This is a genomic window from Mycobacterium sp. NTMscope_MAC_269, from assembly GCF_976985695.1.
The window spans coordinates 3025640-3044796 of sequence record NZ_OZ335668.1 but is presented as its reverse complement, the minus strand read 5'-3'; the positions used below and the strand labels follow the sequence as shown (position 1 = coordinate 3044796).

The following is a 19157-nucleotide window of genomic DNA, read 5'->3' as shown; positions in this document are numbered from 1 at the left end:
TGGCAACAAGTCCACAGACTTCCCGCAGCTGATGTACAGCCGCGTTGCAGGTCGCCACAGTGAACTGAACGCAACAAAATGACTTGTAATAACGCCACACGAATCTGCCCTGGATGTGCGTGCCGATAGCTAGCCAGATGGTTGTCCAGACCTTGCCGTCCCGGCTCGGTGCCCGACCGGGAGGCTTTCGCGTGCGCGAAAACCGATGCTCATGACCCTGTTCTTCCCGGATTCACCGCGCGCGGCGAAGGTGATCGCCTCGTGCCCATCGACCTATGCTGGTGCTGTATCGCCGCCCAGCCCGCGGGCCCGAACTGCCAATGGTTGAGCCGACCCGAGCTGATGCGGACGGACGGATCACGGGGCTGATCGCCGAACACAACTCAACTGGGACCACACACAGGGCCGGGCGACGAGGCGCGACGCCACCGATGAGGAGGAGTACTTCTTGACTGCCACACCGCACATTGGTGGAGTGCTCGAGGAGCTCTTGGAGCGCAGCGGGCGGTTCTTCACGCCGGGCGAATACTCGGCCGACCTGCGCACCGTGACGCGCCAGGGCGGCCGCGAGGCTGACGTGTTCTACCGCGACCGGTGGAGCCACGACAAGGTGGTCCGCTCCACGCACGGCGTGAACTGCACCGGGTCATGCTCATGGAAGATCTACGTCAAGGACGGGATCATCACCTGGGAAACCCAGCAGACCGACTACCCATCGGTGGGTCCGGACCGTCCCGAGTACGAGCCGCGCGGGTGCCCTCGCGGTGCCTCCTTTTCCTGGTACAGCTACTCGCCCACCCGGGTGCGTTATCCGTACGCCCGCGGCGTGCTGGTCGAGATGTACCGGGAAGCCAAGGCGCGCCTGGGCGATCCGGTGCTGGCGTGGGCCGACATCCAGGCCGATCCCGAGCGCCGCCGGCGCTACCAGCAGGCCCGCGGCAAGGGCGGCCTGGTCCGCGTCACCTGGGCCGAGGCCACCGAGCTGATCGCCGCCGCCCACGTGCACACCATCAAGACCTACGGCCCGGATCGGGTCGCAGGGTTCTCCCCGATCCCGGCGATGTCGATGGTGTCCTACGCCGCCGGCTCGCGGTTCTTCGAGCTGATCGGCGCCCCGATGACGTCGTTCTACGACTGGTACGCCGACCTCCCGGTGGCCTCACCGCAGGTGTTCGGCGACCAGACCGACGTCCCCGAATCCGGAGACTGGTGGGACGCAGCGTATTTGATGATGTGGGGCTCCAACGTGCCGATCACCCGCACCCCCGACGCGCACTGGATGGCCGAGGCGCGCTATCGCGGCACCAAGGTCGTCACCGTCAGCCCCGACTACGCCGACAACACCAAGTTCGCCGATGAGTGGATGCCGTGCGCGGCCGGCGCCGACGGTGCGCTGGCCATGGCGATGGGTCACGTCATCCTCTCGGAATGCTATGTGCAAAAGCAGGTTCCGTTCTTCGCCGACTATTCGCGCCGCTACACCGATCTGCCGTTCCTGATCAAGCTGGAAGAGCGCGGCGACATGCTGGTGCCGGGCAAGAACCTGACTGCGGCAGACCTGGGGGAGGCGGTCGAGAACGCGGCACTCAAGCCCGCGGTGCTGGATGAAAATACCAATTCGGTTGTGGTGCCGCATGGTTCGCTGGGCTTTCGTTACGGCGAATCCGGGGTCGGAAAGTGGAACCTGGATCTCGGTGACCTGGTGCCGGCGCTCAGTGTGCGAGACGCGCACGGCGCCAACGGGGAGGCCAACACCGCGCTGGTGCACATGCCCAGCTTCGACACCGTCGACGGCGACGGCACGACCGTGGCGCGGGGTGTCCCGGTGCGCCGCATCGGCAAGCATATGGTGTGCACCGTCTTCGACCTGATGCTCGCGCAGTATGGGGTGGCTCGGGACGGGTTGCCGGGCGAATGGCCCACCGGGTACGACGACGCGACGCAGCAGAACACCCCCGCGTGGCAGGAAGCGATCACCGGTGTGTCGGCCGCCCAAGCCATCCGGGTGGCACGGGAATTCGCGCACAGCGCGGAGGAATCCGGCGGCCGCTCCATGATCATCATGGGCGGCGGTATCTGTCACTGGTTCCACGCCGACGCGATCTACCGTGCGGTGCTGGCGCTGCTGATGCTGACCGGGTCGATGGGCCGCAACGGAGGCGGCTGGGCCCACTACGTCGGCCAGGAAAAAGTGCGACCGCTCACCGGATTTCAGACGATGGCGATGGCCACCGACTGGGTGCGCCCGCCGCGGCAGGTGCCCGGCGCCTCGTACTGGTACGCGCACACCGACCAATGGCGCTATGACGGCTACGGCGCCGACAAGCTGTCCAGCCCGGTGGGCCGGGGCCGCTTCGCGGGCAAGCACACCATGGACGTGCTGGCGTCGTCGGTGGCCATGGGATGGAGTCCGTACTACCCGCAGTTCGACCGGTCGAGTCTGGACGTCGCCGACGAGGCGCGCGCCGCGGGTCGCGACGTCGCCGACTACGTCGCCGAGCAGCTCGGCGAGCGCAAACTCAAACTCGCGGTGACCGATCCCGACAACCCCGTCAACTGGCCCCGGGTGCTAACCGTATGGCGCGCCAACCTGATCGGGTCGTCGGGCAAGGGTGGCGAATACTTCCTGCGCCACCTGTTGGGAACCGACTCCAACGCATCGGCGGTGCCGCCCGAGGACGGCGTGCGACCCGTCGACGTGACGTGTGAGGGGGACATCCCCGAGGGCAAGCTCGACCTGATGATGTCGATCGATTTCCGGATGACTTCGACGACCCTGGTCTCCGACATCGTGCTGCCGGCGGCAACCTGGTACGAAAAGTCCGACATCTCCAGCACGGACATGCATCCCTACGTGCACGCGTTCAGCGCCGCGACCGACCCGCCGTGGGAAACGCGTTCGGACTTCGACGCTTTCGGCGCCATCGCCCGCGCCTTCAGCGCCATGGCCAAAATGCATCTGGGCACCCGCACCGACGTCGTGCTCAGCGCGCTGCAGCATGACACACCCGACGCGATGGCCTATCCCGATGGCACCGAGTCCGATTGGCTGCGCACCGGTGCGACACCGGTGCCGGGCCGCACCATGGGCAAGCTCACCGTGGTGGACCGTGACTACACCGCCATCTACGACAAGTGGCTGACGCTGGGTCCGCTGGTCGACAAGTTCGGGGTGACCACCAAGGGCATCACCGTGCACCCGTTCCGGGAGGTGGAGGAGCTCGCCGCCAAGTTCGGGGTGCTCAAATCCGGTGTGGCAGCGGGCCGTCCGGCCGTCACCACCGCCGCCCGGATGGCAGATGTGCTGCTGCTGCTGTCGGGGACGACCAACGGCCGGTTGGCGGTCGAGGGTTTCCACGAGTTGGAAAAGCGCACGGGTCAGCGCCTGGTGCATCTGGCCGAGGGCAGCGAGGACAAACGGATCAGCTACGCCGACACCCAGGCGCGGCCGGTCCCCGTGGTCACCAGCCCGGAATGGTCGGGCAGCGAGACGGGCGGTCGCCGCTACGCACCGTTCACCATCAACATCGAAAACCTCAAGCCCTTCCACACCCTGACCGGGCGGATGCATTTCTATCTGGCCCACGACTGGGTCGAGGAACTCGGCGAGCACCTGCCGGTCTTCCGACCGCCGCTGGACATGGCGCGCTTGTTCGGCCAGCCACAGCTCGGACCGACCGAGGACGGAATCGGGCTCACGGTGCGGTACCTGACACCGCACTCGAAGTGGTCGTTCCACTCCACCTACCAGGACAACCTCTACATGCTCTCGTTGTCCCGCGGCGGCCCGACGATGTGGATGAGCCCGGGTGACGCAGCGAAAATCCAAGTGCGCGACAACGATTGGGTCGAGGCGGTGAACGTCAACGGGATCTATGTGTGCCGGGCGATCGTCTCGCACCGGATGCCCGACGGGGTGGTGTACGTCTACCACGTCCAGGAGCGCACCGTCGACACTCCGCGCACCGAAACCAACAACAAGCGCGGCGGCAACCACAACGCGCTCACCCGCGTGCGGATCAAGCCCAGCCACCTGGCCGGCGGCTACGGTCAGCACGCATTCGCGTTCAACTACCTGGGGCCGACCGGCAACCAGCGCGACGAGGTGACCGTCGTGCGTCGCCGCAGCCAGGAGGTGGTGTATTGACAACCCGAGCGAAGCGAGACATCTGATGAAGGTCATGGCGCAGTTGGCGATGGTGATGAACCTCGACAAGTGCATCGGCTGTCACACCTGCTCGGTGACGTGCAAGCAGGCGTGGACCAACCGTTCCGGGACCGAATACGTGTGGTTCAACAACGTCGAAACCCGTCCCGGCCAAGGCTATCCGCGCACCTACGAGGACCAGGAGCGCTGGCGCGGCGGCTGGATTCGCGACAAGAAGGGTCGGCTGCGGTTGCGCGACGGCGGCCGCATCCAGAAGCTGCTGCGCATTTTCGCCAACCCGAAGCTGCCCGTCATCGGCGACTACTACGAGCCGTGGACCTATGACTACGAAAATCTGACCACGGCGCCCGCGGGCGACACCTTCCCGACGGCCGCGCCCCGCAGTGCGATCAGCGGTGAGCCGATGAAGGTTTCGTGGGGACCGAACTGGGACGACAACCTGGCCGGCTCGTCGGAGATCCTGGCCGAGGACCCGATTCTGAAGAAGGTCAACGACGAGATCAAGCTCAAGCTCGAAGAGACCTTCATGTTCTACCTGCCGCGGATCTGCGAGCACTGCCTCAACCCCTCCTGCGTTGCGTCGTGCCCGTCGGGTGCGATGTACAAGCGCAGTGAGGACGGCATCGTGCTGGTCGACCAGGACCGCTGTCGCGGCTGGCGGATGTGCGTGTCCGGATGTCCTTACAAGAAGGTGTATTTCAACCACAAGACGGGCAAAGCCGAGAAGTGCACGCTGTGCTATCCGCGCATGGAGGTCGGCCTGCCGACCATCTGCTCGGAGACTTGCGTGGGGCGGCTGCGCTACCTCGGGGTGGTGCTCTACGACGCCGATCGGGTGCTGGAAGCGGCGTCGGTGGAAAAAGACACCGATCTCTATGCGGCGCAGTGCGAAATCCTGTTGGACGCAGGCGATCCGAACGTCATCGCCGGTGCGCGGGCCCAGGGTATCCCCGACGAGTGGATCGAGGCCGCGCAGCGTTCCCCGATTTACGCGCTGATCCACACCTACAAGGTGGCGCTGCCCCTGCACCCGGAATACCGCACCATGCCGATGGTTTGGTACATCCCGCCGCTGTCGCCGGTGGTCGACGCGGTCAGCCGCGACGGGCACGACGGCGAGGACATCGGCAACCTGTTCGGCGCGCTGGACGCGTTGCGCATCCCGATGCAATACCTGGCCGAACTGTTCACCGCCGGCGATACCGCCGTCGTCGAAGGGGTGCTGCGGCGGCTGGCGGCGATGCGCTCCTACATGCGCGACATCAACCTCGGCCGCGACACCCAGCCGCAAATCCCGCATTCCGTCGGCATGACCGAAGAACAGATCTACGAGATGTACCGACTGCTCGCGATCGCGAAATATGAAGAGCGCTATGTGATTCCGACGGCTTTCGCTCCGCAGGCCCGTGATCTCGAGGAGATGGGCCAGATGGGTTGCTCGTTGACGGGCGATGGGGGGCCCGGCATGTACGAATCCGAGCCGAGCCCGGTGTCCGTGGAAACCTTCCACGCGCTCAAGCGTGGGGGAGACGAACCCGCCAATACACGGCCGCGAGTGAACCTGCTCAACTGGGACGGCGGCCAGGTGCCCGCGGGAATGTTCCCCGAGGAGCAGAAGCGGTGAGGCTGCTCTCCGCACTCCGCGAGCGTTCCACCGGCCGGGCGATGCAGGATCGCCTGGTGTGGCAGGCGGCTTCGCTGCTGTTGGCCTACCCGGACGACGGGTTCACCGAGCGCCTGGACGCCGTCGACGAAATGCTCGGCCACATCAGCGGTCGCGCGGCGCCACTCCTCGGGCAGACGGTGGCGGCGCTGCGTGCCCGCGAGCCGATGGCCGCCGCGATGGACTATGTCGCGACGTTCGATATGCGCCGGCGCGCCACGATGTACCTGACGTACTGGACCGCGGGGGACACTCGCAACCGCGGCCGCGAGATGCTCGCGTTCGCCACCGCCTACCGGGAGGCGGGTACCCAACCGCCGAGCGGCGAGGCGCCCGACCATTTGGCCGTCGTGCTCGAATTCGCCGCCACCGTCGACCCCGAGGCCGGTCGGCGACTGCTGACCCAGCACCGCGTGCCGATCGACGTGCTGCGCGGCGCCCTGGCCGACGCCAAGTCGCCGTACGAGCCGGTCGTGGCGGCGATCTGCGAGACTCTGCCGGAGGCCACCGATCAAGAGGTGCGCCGCGCCGAGCGGCTGGCGCAGGCCGGCCCACCCGCGGAAGCCGTTGGGCTGCAACCGTTTACCTTGACCGTGCCACCCCGTAAAGGAACGCCAGGTGTTTAGCAACGTCCTGTTCTGGGATATCGCCCCCTACGTCACGCTGTCGGTCCTGATCGTGGGGACCTGGTGGCGCTACCGCTACGACAAGTTCGGTTGGACTTCACGGTCCTCGCAGATCTACGAGTCGCGACTGCTGAGCATCGCCAGCCCCGTCTTCCATTTCGGCATCCTGGCGGTCTTCGCCGGACACGTGGTGGGGCTGTTCATTCCGCCGAAGGTGACGCAGATGCTGAAGATGAGCGACCACTTCTACCACATGCAGGCGGTCATCGCCGGGTCGGCGGCCGGCGTCGCGACGCTGCTGGGAATCGGGTTGTTGATCTACCGGCGGTTCACCCGCCCCGCGGTGACCATGGCCACCACCCGCAGCGACAAGGTGATGTATGTGGTGCTGGTGCTGGCGATCCTGGTGGGTCTGTACTGCGACCTGATCGGCACCGGCCCGCACGGCGGGGAGTTTCACTACCGCTACACGGTGGGTCTGTGGTTCCGCCGGATCTGGATATTTCAGCCGCACGGCGAGGTGATGATCAACGCGCCGCTGGACTATCAGCTGCACGCGTTGATCGGCATGGTGCTGTTCACGCTGTGGCCGTTCACCCGGCTGGTGCACGTGTTCAGCGCCCCGATCGCCTACCTGTTCCGGCCCTACATCGTCTACCGCAGCCGCGAGGCGGCGGGCAAGGGCCAGCTGGTCGGCACGGCGCCGCGGCGCCGGGGCTGGTAGCTCGCCGGCCAGGTGCGCGCGGCGCGCCGTACGGTGTTCGGCGCGCAACCTGGCCTTCGGTTGGGCGGCCAGGGCGGCGACGCTCCGCCACCGCACACTGAGCGCCGCGAACGCACGCTCGAGCTCCCGCTCACCAGCCAGTTCGCTTTGCGGGGCCCCCGCTGCCACAATCTCGGACGTGTCATTTCGCAACGTCGCCATCGTCGCCCACGTCGACCACGGCAAGACCACCCTGGTTGACGCGATGCTGAGGCAGTCGGGCGCGCTGCACCACCGGGGTGACGACGCGGTCGAGCGTCTGATGGACTCCGGGGACCTGGAGAAGGAAAAAGGCATCACGATCCTGGCCAAGAACACGGCCGTGCATCGCGAGCATGCGGACGGAACGACGACCGTCATCAATGTCATCGACACCCCGGGCCACGCCGACTTCGGTGGTGAGGTGGAGCGCGGGCTGTCCATGGTCGACGGGGTGCTGCTGCTGGTCGACGCCTCCGAGGGCCCGCTGCCGCAGACCCGTTTCGTGCTGCGTAAGGCCCTGGCCGCCCACCTCCCGGTGATCCTGGTCGTCAACAAGACCGACCGGCCGGACGCCCGGATCGCCGAGGTCGTCTCGGAGAGCCACGACCTGCTGCTCGACGTCGCATCGGACCTCGATGAGGACGCACAGAAGGCCGCCGAGCACGCCCTCGACCTGCCGACGCTGTACGCCTCGGGGCGGGCAGGCATCGCCAGCACGACGGAACCGGCCAATGGCGAGAACCCCGAGGGCGACAACCTCGACCCGCTGTTCGACGTTCTGCTCGAGCACATCCCGCCACCGCAGGGCGATCCCGAGGCGCCGCTGCAGGCGTTGGTGACCAACCTCGACGCGTCGGCGTTCCTCGGCCGGCTCGCGCTGATCCGCATCTACAAGGGCCGGATCCGCAAGGGCCAGCAGGTGGCCTGGATGCGCGAGGTGGACGGGCATCCCGTCATCACGAACGCGAAGATCACCGAACTGCTGGTGACCGAGGGCGTGGAGCGCACGTCCACCGACGAAGCCATCGCCGGGGACATCGTCGCCGTCGCGGGCATTCCGGAGATCATGATCGGCGACACGCTGGCCGACCCGGACCACGCCCACGCGCTGCCGCGCATCACCGTCGACGAGCCCGCCATCTCCGTGACCATCGGCACCAACACCTCGCCGCTGGCGGGCAAGGTCTCCGGTCACAAGTTGACCGCGCGCATGGTGAAGTCGCGCCTGGACGCCGAACTCGTCGGCAATGTCTCCATCAAGGTCGTCGACATCGACCGGCCCGACGCCTGGGAGGTGCAGGGCCGCGGCGAACTCGCGCTGGCGGTGCTCGTCGAGCAGATGCGGCGCGAGGGTTTCGAGCTCACGGTCGGCAAGCCGCAGGTCGTCACGCAGACGATCGACGGGACGCTGCACGAGCCGTTCGAGGCGATGACGATCGACTGCCCCGACGAGTTCGTCGGCGCCATCACCCAGCTGATGGCCGCTCGCAAGGGCCGCATGGAAGAGATGGCCAACCACGCGGCGGGCTGGGTCCGGATGGACTTCATCGTGCCAAGCCGCGGCCTGATCGGCTTTCGCACCGACTTCCTCACGCTGACCCGCGGCACCGGCATCGCCAACGCTGTGTTCGACGGCTACCGTCCCTGGGCCGGAGAGATCCGGGCCCGCCACACCGGGTCGCTGGTGTCCGACCGCGCGGGCACCATCACGCCGTTCGCGATGATCCAGCTCGCCGACCGGGGTCAGTTCTTCGTCGAGCCAGGCCAGGACACCTACGAGGGCATGGTCGTCGGGATCAACCCGCGCGCAGAGGATCTCGACATCAACGTCACCCGTGAGAAAAAGCTGACGAACATGCGGTCGTCGACCGCCGACGTCATCGAGACGTTGGCCAAGCCGCTCGAGCTCGACCTGGAGCAGGCCATGGAATTCTGCGCGCAAGACGAATGCGTCGAGGTGACTCCGGAGATCGTGCGGGTGCGCAAGGTCGAGCTGGACGCCACCTCCCGGGCGCGCAGCCGATCGCGCGCCAAGGCCCGGAGCTGACCACTGGTGGTCGGACGGGCCGCCGCGCAGTTGCTCGCTACCCTGATCAGCGTGCCGAGACGCGTCCGCCGCTTGTTCATGGTGCTCGGCGGCCTCGTCTCGTTGGTCGGGCTGGTGCTCTCGGCGTGTACGGTCAACCCGCCGCCGGCGCCGCAGAGCACCGATACGCCGCACAACTCGGTGCCGCCGCCGCCCCGGGTCAGCGAGATCATCATGGGCATCGACTCGATCGGCGCGGGCTTCAATCCGCACCTGTTGTCGGACCTGTCGCCGGTGAACGCCGCAATCAGCGCGTTGGTGTTGCCCAGCGCCTTCCGGCCGGTCCCGGACACCAACGTGGCGACGGGCTCGCGCTGGGAGATGGACCCGACGCTGTTGGTGTCCGCCGACGTGACAAGCCAGAACCCGTTCACGGTGACCTACAAGATCCGGCCCGAGGCGCAGTGGACCGACAACGCCCCCATCGCCGCCGACGACTTCTGGTACCTGTGGCGCCAGATGGTCAGTCAGCCCGGCGTCGTCGACCCCGCCGGGTATGACCTCATCACCGGCGTGCAGTCGCTGGAGGGCGGCAAGCAGGCGGTGGTCACCTTCGCGCAGCCGTATCCGGCGTGGAAAGAGTTGTTCAGCAACATCCTTCCCGCGCACATCGTCAAGGACGTGCCCGGCGGATTCGCGGCCGGGCTGGCGCGGGCGCTCCCGGTCACCGGCGGGCAGTTCCGGGTGGAGAGCATCGACCCGCAGCGCGACGAGATCCTGGTCGCCCGCAACGACCGCTACTGGGGGCCGCCGGCCAAGCCCGCGCTCATCCTGTTCCGGCGCGCCGGGGCGCCGGCCGCGCTGGCCGACTCCGTGCGCAACGGCGACACCCAGGTGGCGCAAGTCCACGGCGGCTCGGCGGCCTTCGCGCAGCTGTCCGCCATCCCCGACGTCCGGACCGCGCGGATCGTGACGCCGCGGGTCATGCAGCTCACGCTGCGCGCCACCGAGCCCAAACTGTCTGACACGCAAGTCCGTAAGGCGATCCTGGGGCTGCTCGACGTCGACCTGCTCGCCGCCGTCGGCGCCGGAAGTGACAACACCGTCACCCTGGATCAGGCCCAGATCCGCGCGCCGAGCGACCCCGGCTACGAGCCGACCGCGCCACCGGCTATGACAACGGCGGCCGCGCTGACGTTGCTGCAGGGGGCCGGGTACCGGGTCGAACCCAACGCGTCGGCGTCACCGGCGTCGCCGCCATCAGCCCCGGCGAACACCGGGCCGTCCGAAGTCATCCGGGGCCGGATCAGCAAGGACGGCCAACAGCTTTCGCTGGCCATCGGGGTGGCCGCCAACGACCCGACCTCGGTGGCCGTGGCCAACACCGCCGCCGACCAGTTGCGCAACGTCGGCATCGCCGCGACCGTGCTGGCGCTGGACCCCGTCACCCTGTACCGCGACGCGCTCAACGACAGCCGGGTGGATGCGATCGTCGGCTGGCGTCAGGCCGGCGGCAATTTGGCCACCCGGCTCGCCTCCCGCTACGGCTGTCCCGCGCTGCAATCGACCCAGGTCCCGGCCACCGGCGAGGCGACGCCCGCCTCGTCTGCTCCCGCCGCGCCCACGCCGTCCACCGGGCTCAGCACCGCGGCCACGACGCCGACGTCGGCGCCGCCGCCACCCAGCCGCCCCGCGGATCCCAACGCGCTGGTGCAGGCGCCGTCGAACCTCACCGGCATCTGCGATCGCAGCATCCAGTCGAACATCGACGCCGCCCTCAACGGCACCAAGAGCATCAACGACGTCATCACCGCGGTCGAGCCGCGGTTGTGGAACATGTCCACGGTGCTGCCGATCCTGCAGGACACCACGATCGTCGCGGCCGGACCGAGCGTGCAGAACGTCAGCCTGTCCGGCGCGGTTCCGGTCGGCATCGTCGGCGACGCCGGCCAGTGGATCAAAACCGGACCGTAGCGCGGGTCAGTCGGCGGGCGGCCGCGACGCCCGCGGCGGGATCACGGTGTCGACGATGAGCGTCAGCTCCCGCCGGTTCGGCGGCGACCCGTTCAGCAGGAAGTGCTGGTTGATCAAGGCCGACCCGATGCGGGCGGTCAGCGGCGTGACCGCCGCCGGATCGAGATCGCCGTCGTCGATGGCGGCCTGCAGGATCGATTCCATGATCTTCAGCCGCGGCAGCACCACGGCATCGGCGAAGATGGCCCGCATCTCGGGTTCGTGCAACAGCTGATGGATGACGTCCAAACCGGGAAAGCCGGTCTTTCCGGCCAGCAGGTCGCGTTGGGCGGTGAACATTGCGAGCAGGTTTTCCCGGGCCGAACGGCCGGAACGCAGCTCGGGCAGCGGTGGCAGCGCGAAAACCAAAGCGGCGTGCACCAACTCGCACTTGGTGTCCCAGCGCCGGTAGAGCGCGGCCTTGCCGGTGTGGGCCCGCGCCGCGATGCCCTCCATGGTCAGGCAGCCGTACCCGACTTCGGTCAGCTCGGCCAGGGTGGCCTCGTAGAGGGCGCGTTCGAGGACCTCACCACGCCGGCGGCTTCTGCTGCCGGTCTGGTCTGCGTCCGTGAGCTGAGGCATTTCTTGATAGTAGCCGTGCGCGTTCCTATCTGCTGCGTTCCGGTGCGGCGGCGTGCGGGCGGCGGCCCGTCGCCGCTGCCGGTAGGGTGCCGTCCATGCCCGAGACGCCGCGGCTGTTGTTCGTCCACGCGCATCCCGACGACGAAAGCCTCGGCACCGGCGCCACCATCGCGCACTACACCGCGCGCGGCGCGGACGTCCGCGTCGTCACCTGCACGCTCGGCGAGGAGGGCGAGGTGATCGGCGATCGGTGGGCCGAGCTTGCCGTCGATCGTGCCGACCAGCTCGGCGGCTACCGCATCGGCGAATTGACCACTGCGTTGCACGCGCTGGGGGTCGGCGGACCCCGTTATCTCGGCGGCGCGGGCCGGTGGCGCGATTCGGGCATGCGCGGCACCCCCACGCGAAACCGGCAACGATTCATCGACGCCGACGAGCGGGAGACCGTCGGCGCGCTGGTGGCCCTGATCCGCGAGCAGCGCCCCCACGTCGTCGTCACCTACGATCCGGCCGGCGGCTACGGCCATCCCGATCACGTGCACGCGCACACGGTGACGACCGCCGCCGTAGCGGCGGCCGGTGGCACGGACTTTCCCGGTGAGCCGTGGGCCGTGCCGAAGTTCTACTGGTCGGTCTTCTCCACCCGGGCATTCGAGGCGGGCCTGGCGGCGCTCACCCCCGAGGATCTGCGGCCGGAATGGTCGCTCCCGTCGGACGAGGAGTTCACGTTCGGATACGACGACGGCGACATCGACGCCGTCGTCGAGACCGGTGCGGACGCCGTGGACGCCAAACGGGCGGCGCTCGCCGCGCACGCCACCCAGGTGGTGGTTGGGCCCACCGGTCGCGCCTGCGCGCTGTCCAACAACGTGGCGCTCCCGATCGTGGGGCACGAGCACTACGTCCTGGCCGCCGGCGACGCGGGGGAGCGCGACGGGCGCGGGTGGGAGACGGATCTGCTCGCAGGCCTCGATCTCACCGCGACCCGCGCGCGGTAGGCTGCCAAACAGGCAGCCACGGAAGGAATTCGCATGGACCCCGACCTGGACCCTAATCAGCAACACTGGCAGGACCGGCTCGACAGCCTGCAGTGGGTTATCGGCTCGATACTCTCCAACATCGACAGCGTTCCGACCTGACCGACACCCAGCCACGCGTCGCGACCGTTGACGACGGCGGCGCAACGGACCCCGCGATTCGTTTCGTTGTCCTGTCCCTCCTGGCGGTCGATGGGGTTCTCTCCGCACTAGCCGGGGCCCTGCTGCTGCCTTCCTACCTCGGGTCTGTTCCCTTTCCCATCAGCGGGTTGATTTCCGGGCTGGTCAACGCGGCCCTGGTGTGGGCCGCGGGGCGCTGGACCCGGTCGCCCCGGTTGTCCGCGCTGCCGCTGTGGATGTGGCTGCTGACGGTGGCGGTGCTCAGCATGGGCGGACCGGCCGACGACGTCATCCTGGGTGGTCGCGGCCTGATGGCCTACGCGGCGTTGCTGCTGTTGGTGCTCGGCGTCGTGCCGCCGGTCTGGGTGCTGTGGCGGCGCGGCCGCAGCGGCTGATGTCGGCCTCCGCCGGGTGGACGTTTCGGCCGGGACGTCGCCCGCTTGCGCCGACGGGTGTGGGTCTACTGTTGACTGTTGCCCATACGGGACCCGCCATGGGTGCCGCGGTTTCACATGTTGGGACGCACGGATGAAATTCGATCGTGGGGAAGTTACACCAAGGTGCTGTTGACTCCGGGCGAGGAGCCTACCGCTCTGCCTGATCCACAGATTCCGGCGAAGGCCAGTGCGTCGAAGGCCGATGCGTCGGCGCTGCGACGGGTATTGCGGCGGGCCCGAGATGGCGTTGCGTTGAACATCGACGAGGCGGCGGTCGCGATGACCGCGCGCGGTGCGGATCTGGCCGACCTGTGCGCCAGCGCGGCGCGGGTGCGCGACGCCGGCCTGGAGTCGGCCGGGCGGCGCGGCCCTGGCGGGCGGCTGCCGATCACCTACTCCCGCAAGGTCTTTATCCCGGTCACCCATCTGTGCCGCGACAACTGTCATTACTGCACCTTCGTCACCGTGCCGGGCAAGCTGCGCGCCGAGGGTGCCGGCATGTACCTGGAGCCCGACGAGATTCTCGACATCGCCCGTCGTGGCGGCGAACTCGGTTGCAAGGAAGCGCTATTCACGCTCGGCGACCGGCCCGAGGATCGCTGGCCGGAGGCGCGCGCGTGGCTGGAGGAGCGGGGCTACGATTCGACGCTGTCCTACGTGCGCGCGATGGCGATCCGGGTGCTCGAAGAGACCGGGTTGTTGCCGCACTTGAACCCCGGTGTGATGAGTTGGTCGGAAATGGCGCGGCTAAAGCCGGTGGCGCCGTCGATGGGCATGATGCTCGAGACCACCTCGCGGCGGCTGTTCGAAACGAAAGGGCTTGCGCACTACGGCAGCCCGGACAAAGATCCGGCGGTCCGGTTGCGCACCCTGACCGACGCGGGCCGGCTGTCGATTCCGTTCACCACCGGTCTGCTGGTCGGCATCGGCGAGACGCTAGCCGAACGCGCCGACACCTTGCACGCGATCCGCAAGTCGCACAAGGAGTTCGGCCATGTGCAAGAGGTGATCGTGCAGAACTTTCGGGCCAAGGAGCACACCGCCATGGCCGCGGTTCCCGATGCCGGCATCGAGGACTACCTGGCGACGGTGGCGGTGGCGCGGCTGGTGCTCGGCCCCGGCATGCGCATCCAGGCGCCGCCGAACCTGGTCTCGCGCGAGGAGTGCCTGGCGCTGGTCGGCGCCGGAGTCGACGACTGGGGCGGTGTCTCGCCGCTGACGCCCGACCACGTCAACCCGGAGCGGCCGTGGCCGGCCTTGGACGAACTGGCCGCCGTCACCGCCGAGGCCGGTTACGAGCTGGTCCAGCGGCTGACCGCGCAGCCCAAATACGTGCAGGGGGGCGCGGCCTGGATCGACCCGCGGGTGTCCGGACACGTGGCGGCGCTGGCAGATCCGGCGACCGGCCTGGCCCGCGACATCAACCCGGTGGGATTGCCGTGGCAGGAGCCCGACGACGTCGGCTCCTCGGGCCGCGTCGACCTCAACGCGGCGATCGACAGCGAGGGCCGCAACACCGAAACCCGCAGCGATATCGACAGCGCCTTCGGCGACTGGGAATCGATCCGGGCGCACGTCCACGAACTGGCCGCCCAAGGCGCCAGAGCGCCAGAACGCCTGGACACCGACGTGCTCGCCGCGCTGCGCTCCGCCGAACGTGACCCCGCCGGATGCACCGACAGCGAATACCTGTCGCTGGCCACCGCCGAGGGCCCCGCGCTGGAAGCGGTTGCGGCCCTCGCGGATTCGTTACGTCGCGACACGGTCGGTGACGACGTGACCTTCGTGGTCAACCGCAACATCAACTTCACCAACATCTGCTACACCGGGTGCCGGTTCTGCGCGTTCGCCCAGCGCAAGGGTGACGCCGACGCGTATTCGCTGTCCACCGACGAGGTCGCCGACCGCGCCTGGGAGGCGCACGTCGAAGGCGCCACCGAGGTGTGCATGCAGGGCGGTATCGACCCCGAGCTGCCGGTCACCGGCTACGCCGACCTGGTCCGTGCGGTCAAGGCGCGGGTGCCGTCGATGCACGTGCACGCGTTCTCGCCGATGGAGATCGCCAACGGTGTGACCAAGAGCGGGTTGAGCGTTCGCGAGTGGCTCATCGGCCTGCGTGAGGCGGGGCTGGACACCATCCCCGGCACCGCCGCCGAAATCCTGGACGACGAGGTGCGCTGGGTGCTGACCAAGGGCAAGCTCCCGACCTCGATGTGGATCGAGATCGTTACCACCGCACACGAAGTGGGGCTGCGGTCGTCGTCGACCATGATGTACGGCCACGTCGACAGCCCGCGGCACTGGGTCGGCCACCTCAACGTGCTGCGCGAGATCCAGGACCGCACGGGCGGTTTCACCGAGTTCGTGCCGCTGCCGTTCGTGCATCAGAGTTCGCCGCTGTATCTGGCCGGCGCGTCGCGGCCCGGCCCCACCCATCGCGACAATCGCGCCGTGCACGCGTTGGCGCGAATCATGTTGCACGGCCGCATTTCCCAGATCCAGACGAGCTGGGTCAAGCTCGGTGTCGAGCGCACGCAGGTGATGCTCAACGGCGGCGCCAACGACCTGGGTGGCACCCTGATGGAGGAGACCATCTCGCGGATGGCCGGTTCGGAGTACGGGTCGGCCAAGACGGTGGCCGAACTGACTGCGATCGCCGAAGGCATCGGGCGACCCGCACGCCAGCGCACCACCGATTACACGCCGTTGGCCGCCTAGGCGCTTGGCGGTCAGACGCGGCGGGTATACCCGTCGCCGTGAAGCGACGAGTCGACGAAGACCGGTTCCCGGAGTGGCGGCCGTTCATCGACGCCGTGCAACGATACGGCCCGGACGCCGGCACCTGGTGTGAGGCCTGGACGGTGCGCGATATCGTCGTCCACCAGGCCGGAAACGCCGAAGAACTCGCCCGGGTGCTCGGCGCTCACCTGGCCGGCCAACCCGTTGCCACGCGGGGCTTCGCCGAGCGTGAAGACCCGCTGCGCGCCTTGAGCGACACCGACTTGTGGGACGCCCTGACCGACCGGATGGCCGCCCTCGGCGACGTCGCGGAGGCGGCCGACGGGGTGCCTGCCGACACCGATGTCGCCTGGACCGGTCGCACCATGAAGGCGCCGTGGTTCGCCGAGCACATGCGCGAAGAGCTCGTGCTGCACGGCTGGGACATCACCGGGGACGAGCCGGCCGCCCGGGCGAGGCTGGCCGAACCATGGATGACGACGCACAGCGTGCTCGCGGTCGGCAAGCCGCTGTTGGCCAACGGCGCCACGAAACTGACGCCCGGGGAACGGGTCGACGCACGGCTGCGGGCCAACGGCACCGACGACATCGTGTTGAGCGCCGACACGGACCGGCTCACCATCGGGTTCGCCGAGCCGGACGGTCCGGCCACCCTGGAGACCGATCCGGCCGCGCGCGTGCTGCTGCTGTGGGGGCGCAAGCCCGCCGACCCATCGCGCATTCGCAGCCGCGTCGGACCGGAAGTCCTGGGACGCGTGCGCCGCCTACTCAGCGGCTACTGAACCGTATCGGCTCAGTAGTTGTTGCAGGTGACCGCGACCTCGTTGATGGTGGCGTAGTACTTCTGCGCCGACGGCATCGCCTGGATCTGCTGGGCCATCTGCTGACGCTTGGGCGGCGGCGCGGCCAGGAAGTTGCGGATGTAGGACTGCGCCACCGGCGACGAGTTCAGCTGCTGGGCAGCCGCCGGGTCGGTCGCGTTGAGCGCCGCAATCACCTGTCCGTAGTTGCAGGTGGTGTTGATGATCGCGTCCGTGGGGTCGGCGGATGCGATCCCGGCCGCGGCGGTCAACGCCACCGCCGCGCTGCCAACCGCAACGCCCAATTTGCTCAACGACACCCTCATGTGTGGACACCTTCCCCAGTTAATGCACCGCTTCTTACGGCGAGAAAATCTGCCCAGCGGTTGCCGTCCTTCGGACGAGATTACCAGGCCCCGCGAGCGTGCTTGCAACGCAACAGATATCGAAGCCTACCGGCCGGGCGCGATTCGGTGCAGGTCAGCGCGTTTTCGGCGGTGTTCGCCCTCGGTGAAACGGGGGTCGCTCGCGGGGACCGAGACTGTCAGTCTTAAATCGGTATTTCGACAGGCGCGCCAAATGGTTGACCTGTATCTGCAACGTCTAGTATCAGTAACCGAAAGCTTCACCGGACGAGGTCGGACGCGCCGGTGCGAGCTGAACAGCAGCCCACATTGAGTAGTACATGGAGGAGACGTCTGTGACGTACACGATCGCCGAACCCTGTGTCGACATCAAGGACAAGGCCTGTATCGAAGAGTGCCCGGTCGACTGCATTTACGAGGGTGCCCGGATGCTCTACATCCACCCCGACGAATGCGTCGACTGCGGCGCGTGCGAGCCGGTCTGCCCCGTCGAAGCGATCTATTACGAGGACGACGTGCCGGACCAGTGGAGTCAGTACACGCAGATCAACGCCGACTTCTTCGCCGAGGTGGGATCGCCGGGCGGTGCGGCCAAGGTCGGCATGACCGAGAACGACCCCCAGGTGGTCAAGGATCTGCCACCGCAGGGCGAAGGCGACTGAGCGACCCGGTGCCATACCAGCTCAAGAAGCGTCGGCCGGCCGTGTCGGCCTCCCTGCCGGAATTCCCCTGGGACACGCTGGCCGGTGCGAAAGCGCAGGCCGCCGCCCATCCGGACGGCATCGTCGACCTCTCCGTCGGCACCCCGGTCGACCCGGTGGCGCCGGTGATCTCCGACGCGCTGGCCGCGGCCGGTTCGGCGGCCGGGTACCCCGCCACCGCGGGCACCGCCCGGCTGCGCGAAGCGGCGGTCGCCGCCCTGGCCCGCCGGTTCGGCGTCACCGGCCTGGCCGAGGCCGACGTGCTCCCGGTGATCGGCAGCAAGGAGCTGATCGCGTGGCTGCCGACATTGCTGGGTCTGGGCTCCGCGGACATGATCGTGGTGCCCGAGCTCGCGTACCCGACCTATGACGTGGGGGCGCGGCTGGCCGGGACGCGGGTGCTGCGGGCGGATTCGCTGACCCAGCTGGGCCCGCAGTCGCCGACGCTGTACTACCTGAACTCCCCGAGCAATCCGACCGGGCGGGTCCTGGGCGTCGACCACCTGCGCAAAGTCGTCGGCTGGGCCCGCGATCGGGGCTGCCTGGTGGCCTCCGACGAGTGCTACCTCGGGTTGGGCTGGGACGCCCAGCCGCTGTCGGTCCTGCATCCCTCGGTCTGCGACGGCGACCACACCGGGCTGCTCGCGATCCACTCCCTGTCGAAGAGCTCGTCGCTGGCCGGGTATCGGGCCGGCTTCGTCGCCGGTGATTCCGACCTCATCGCCGAGTTGCTCGCCGTGCGCAAACACGCCGGAATGATGGTGCCGACGCCGGTGCAGGCGGCCATGGTGGCCGCCCTGGAGGACGACGACCACGAGTTGGCGCAGCGGCAGCGTTACGAGCGGCGCCGTGCGGCCCTGTTGCCGGCGCTGCGCGCGGCCGGCTTCACGGTCGACTATTCCGAAGCCGGCCTCTATCTCTGGGTCACCCGCGGCGAGTCCTGCCACGACAGCGTCGCCTGGCTGGCGCAGCGCGGCATCCTGGTGGCCCCCGGTGATTTCTACGGACCCCGTGGCGCACAGCATGTGCGCGTGGCGCTGACGGCCGGCGATGAGCGGATCGCCGCCGCGGTGCGCCGGCTGGCCTAACCCCGCGACGATGCGCCGCCGCGGCGCGGCCCGAACGTGCACAATGC

14 protein-coding genes are annotated in these 19157 nt (G+C 68.3%); 12 read left to right on the top strand and 2 right to left on the bottom strand.

The window, feature by feature from the left end; translation table 11 throughout:
* The first annotated feature begins 448 nt into the window (after nt 1-448).
* From ACZ50Z_RS14015 to ACZ50Z_RS13990, 6 genes are all read left to right on the top strand, one after another.
* Nucleotides 449-4147 carry a nitrate reductase subunit alpha gene (locus tag ACZ50Z_RS14015; RefSeq protein ID WP_464484095.1) on the top strand — a complete coding sequence of 1233 codons (3699 nt, stop codon included), beginning with the start codon at nt 449-451 and terminating at the stop codon, nt 4145-4147.
* Nucleotides 4148-4172: 25 nt separating this feature from the next.
* Complete coding sequence (gene narH, locus ACZ50Z_RS14010) at nt 4173-5792, top strand: nitrate reductase subunit beta (RefSeq protein ID WP_464484094.1); 1620 nt, start codon at nt 4173-4175, stop codon at nt 5790-5792.
* Entirely contained in the window at nt 5789-6457 is a 669-nt protein-coding gene (narJ, locus tag ACZ50Z_RS14005; protein ID WP_464484093.1) for a nitrate reductase molybdenum cofactor assembly chaperone, read from the top strand. The genes narH and narJ overlap by 4 nt, the downstream gene beginning before the upstream one ends.
* Nucleotides 6450-7181, top strand: a complete 732-nt coding sequence (gene narI, locus ACZ50Z_RS14000) for a respiratory nitrate reductase subunit gamma (protein WP_464484092.1) — start codon at nt 6450-6452, stop codon at nt 7179-7181. The genes narJ and narI overlap by 8 nt, the downstream gene beginning before the upstream one ends.
* 178 nt (nt 7182-7359) lie before the next feature.
* Complete coding sequence (typA, locus tag ACZ50Z_RS13995) at nt 7360-9249, top strand: translational GTPase TypA (RefSeq protein ID WP_464484091.1); 1890 nt, start codon at nt 7360-7362, stop codon at nt 9247-9249.
* A gap of 45 nt (nt 9250-9294) precedes the next feature.
* Complete coding sequence (locus ACZ50Z_RS13990) at nt 9295-11202, top strand: ABC transporter family substrate-binding protein (RefSeq protein WP_464486233.1); 1908 nt, start codon at nt 9295-9297, stop codon at nt 11200-11202.
* Nucleotides 11203-11208: 6 nt separating this feature from the next.
* On the opposite strand, the gene ACZ50Z_RS13985 is transcribed toward ACZ50Z_RS13990, so the two are convergent.
* Nucleotides 11209-11823 (bottom strand): TetR/AcrR family transcriptional regulator, encoded by a 615-nt coding sequence (locus tag ACZ50Z_RS13985; RefSeq protein WP_464484090.1) that lies wholly within the window; start codon nt 11821-11823, stop codon nt 11209-11211.
* Nucleotides 11824-11918: 95 nt separating this feature from the next.
* Between ACZ50Z_RS13985 and mshB the strand changes: the two genes are divergently transcribed.
* The 4 genes from mshB to ACZ50Z_RS13965 all read left to right on the top strand — a co-directional run bounded on the left by mshB (nt 11919) and on the right by ACZ50Z_RS13965 (nt 16938).
* Nucleotides 11919-12821 (top strand): N-acetyl-1-D-myo-inositol-2-amino-2-deoxy-alpha-D-glucopyranoside deacetylase, encoded by a 903-nt coding sequence (gene mshB, locus ACZ50Z_RS13980; protein ID WP_464484089.1) that lies wholly within the window; start codon nt 11919-11921, stop codon nt 12819-12821.
* 92 nt (nt 12822-12913) lie between these two features.
* Entirely contained in the window at nt 12914-13375 is a 462-nt protein-coding gene (locus ACZ50Z_RS13975) for a hypothetical protein (protein ID WP_464484088.1), read from the top strand.
* Between the two features lie 117 nt (nt 13376-13492).
* Nucleotides 13493-16135 carry a bifunctional FO biosynthesis protein CofGH gene (locus ACZ50Z_RS13970; RefSeq protein WP_464486232.1) on the top strand — a complete coding sequence of 881 codons (2643 nt, stop codon included), beginning with the start codon at nt 13493-13495 and terminating at the stop codon, nt 16133-16135.
* Nucleotides 16136-16173: 38 nt separating this feature from the next.
* Complete coding sequence (locus tag ACZ50Z_RS13965) at nt 16174-16938, top strand: maleylpyruvate isomerase N-terminal domain-containing protein (protein ID WP_464484087.1); 765 nt, start codon at nt 16174-16176, stop codon at nt 16936-16938.
* Between the two features lie 11 nt (nt 16939-16949).
* Here the strand turns inward: ACZ50Z_RS13965 and ACZ50Z_RS13960 are convergent, their stop codons facing one another.
* Nucleotides 16950-17282: a hemophore-related protein gene (locus ACZ50Z_RS13960; protein ID WP_067176886.1), complete on the bottom strand. Its 333-nt coding sequence runs from the start codon at nt 17280-17282 to the stop codon at nt 16950-16952.
* A gap of 374 nt (nt 17283-17656) precedes the next feature.
* On the opposite strand from ACZ50Z_RS13960, the gene fdxA reads away from it, so the two are divergent.
* Both fdxA and dapC read left to right on the top strand, forming a co-directional pair.
* Nucleotides 17657-17983 carry a ferredoxin gene (fdxA, locus tag ACZ50Z_RS13955; RefSeq protein ID WP_464484086.1) on the top strand — a complete coding sequence of 109 codons (327 nt, stop codon included), beginning with the start codon at nt 17657-17659 and terminating at the stop codon, nt 17981-17983.
* 41 nt (nt 17984-18024) lie between these two features.
* Nucleotides 18025-19110 (top strand): succinyldiaminopimelate transaminase, encoded by a 1086-nt coding sequence (gene dapC, locus ACZ50Z_RS13950; protein ID WP_464484085.1) that lies wholly within the window; start codon nt 18025-18027, stop codon nt 19108-19110.
* Nucleotides 19111-19157 lie beyond the last annotated feature (47 nt).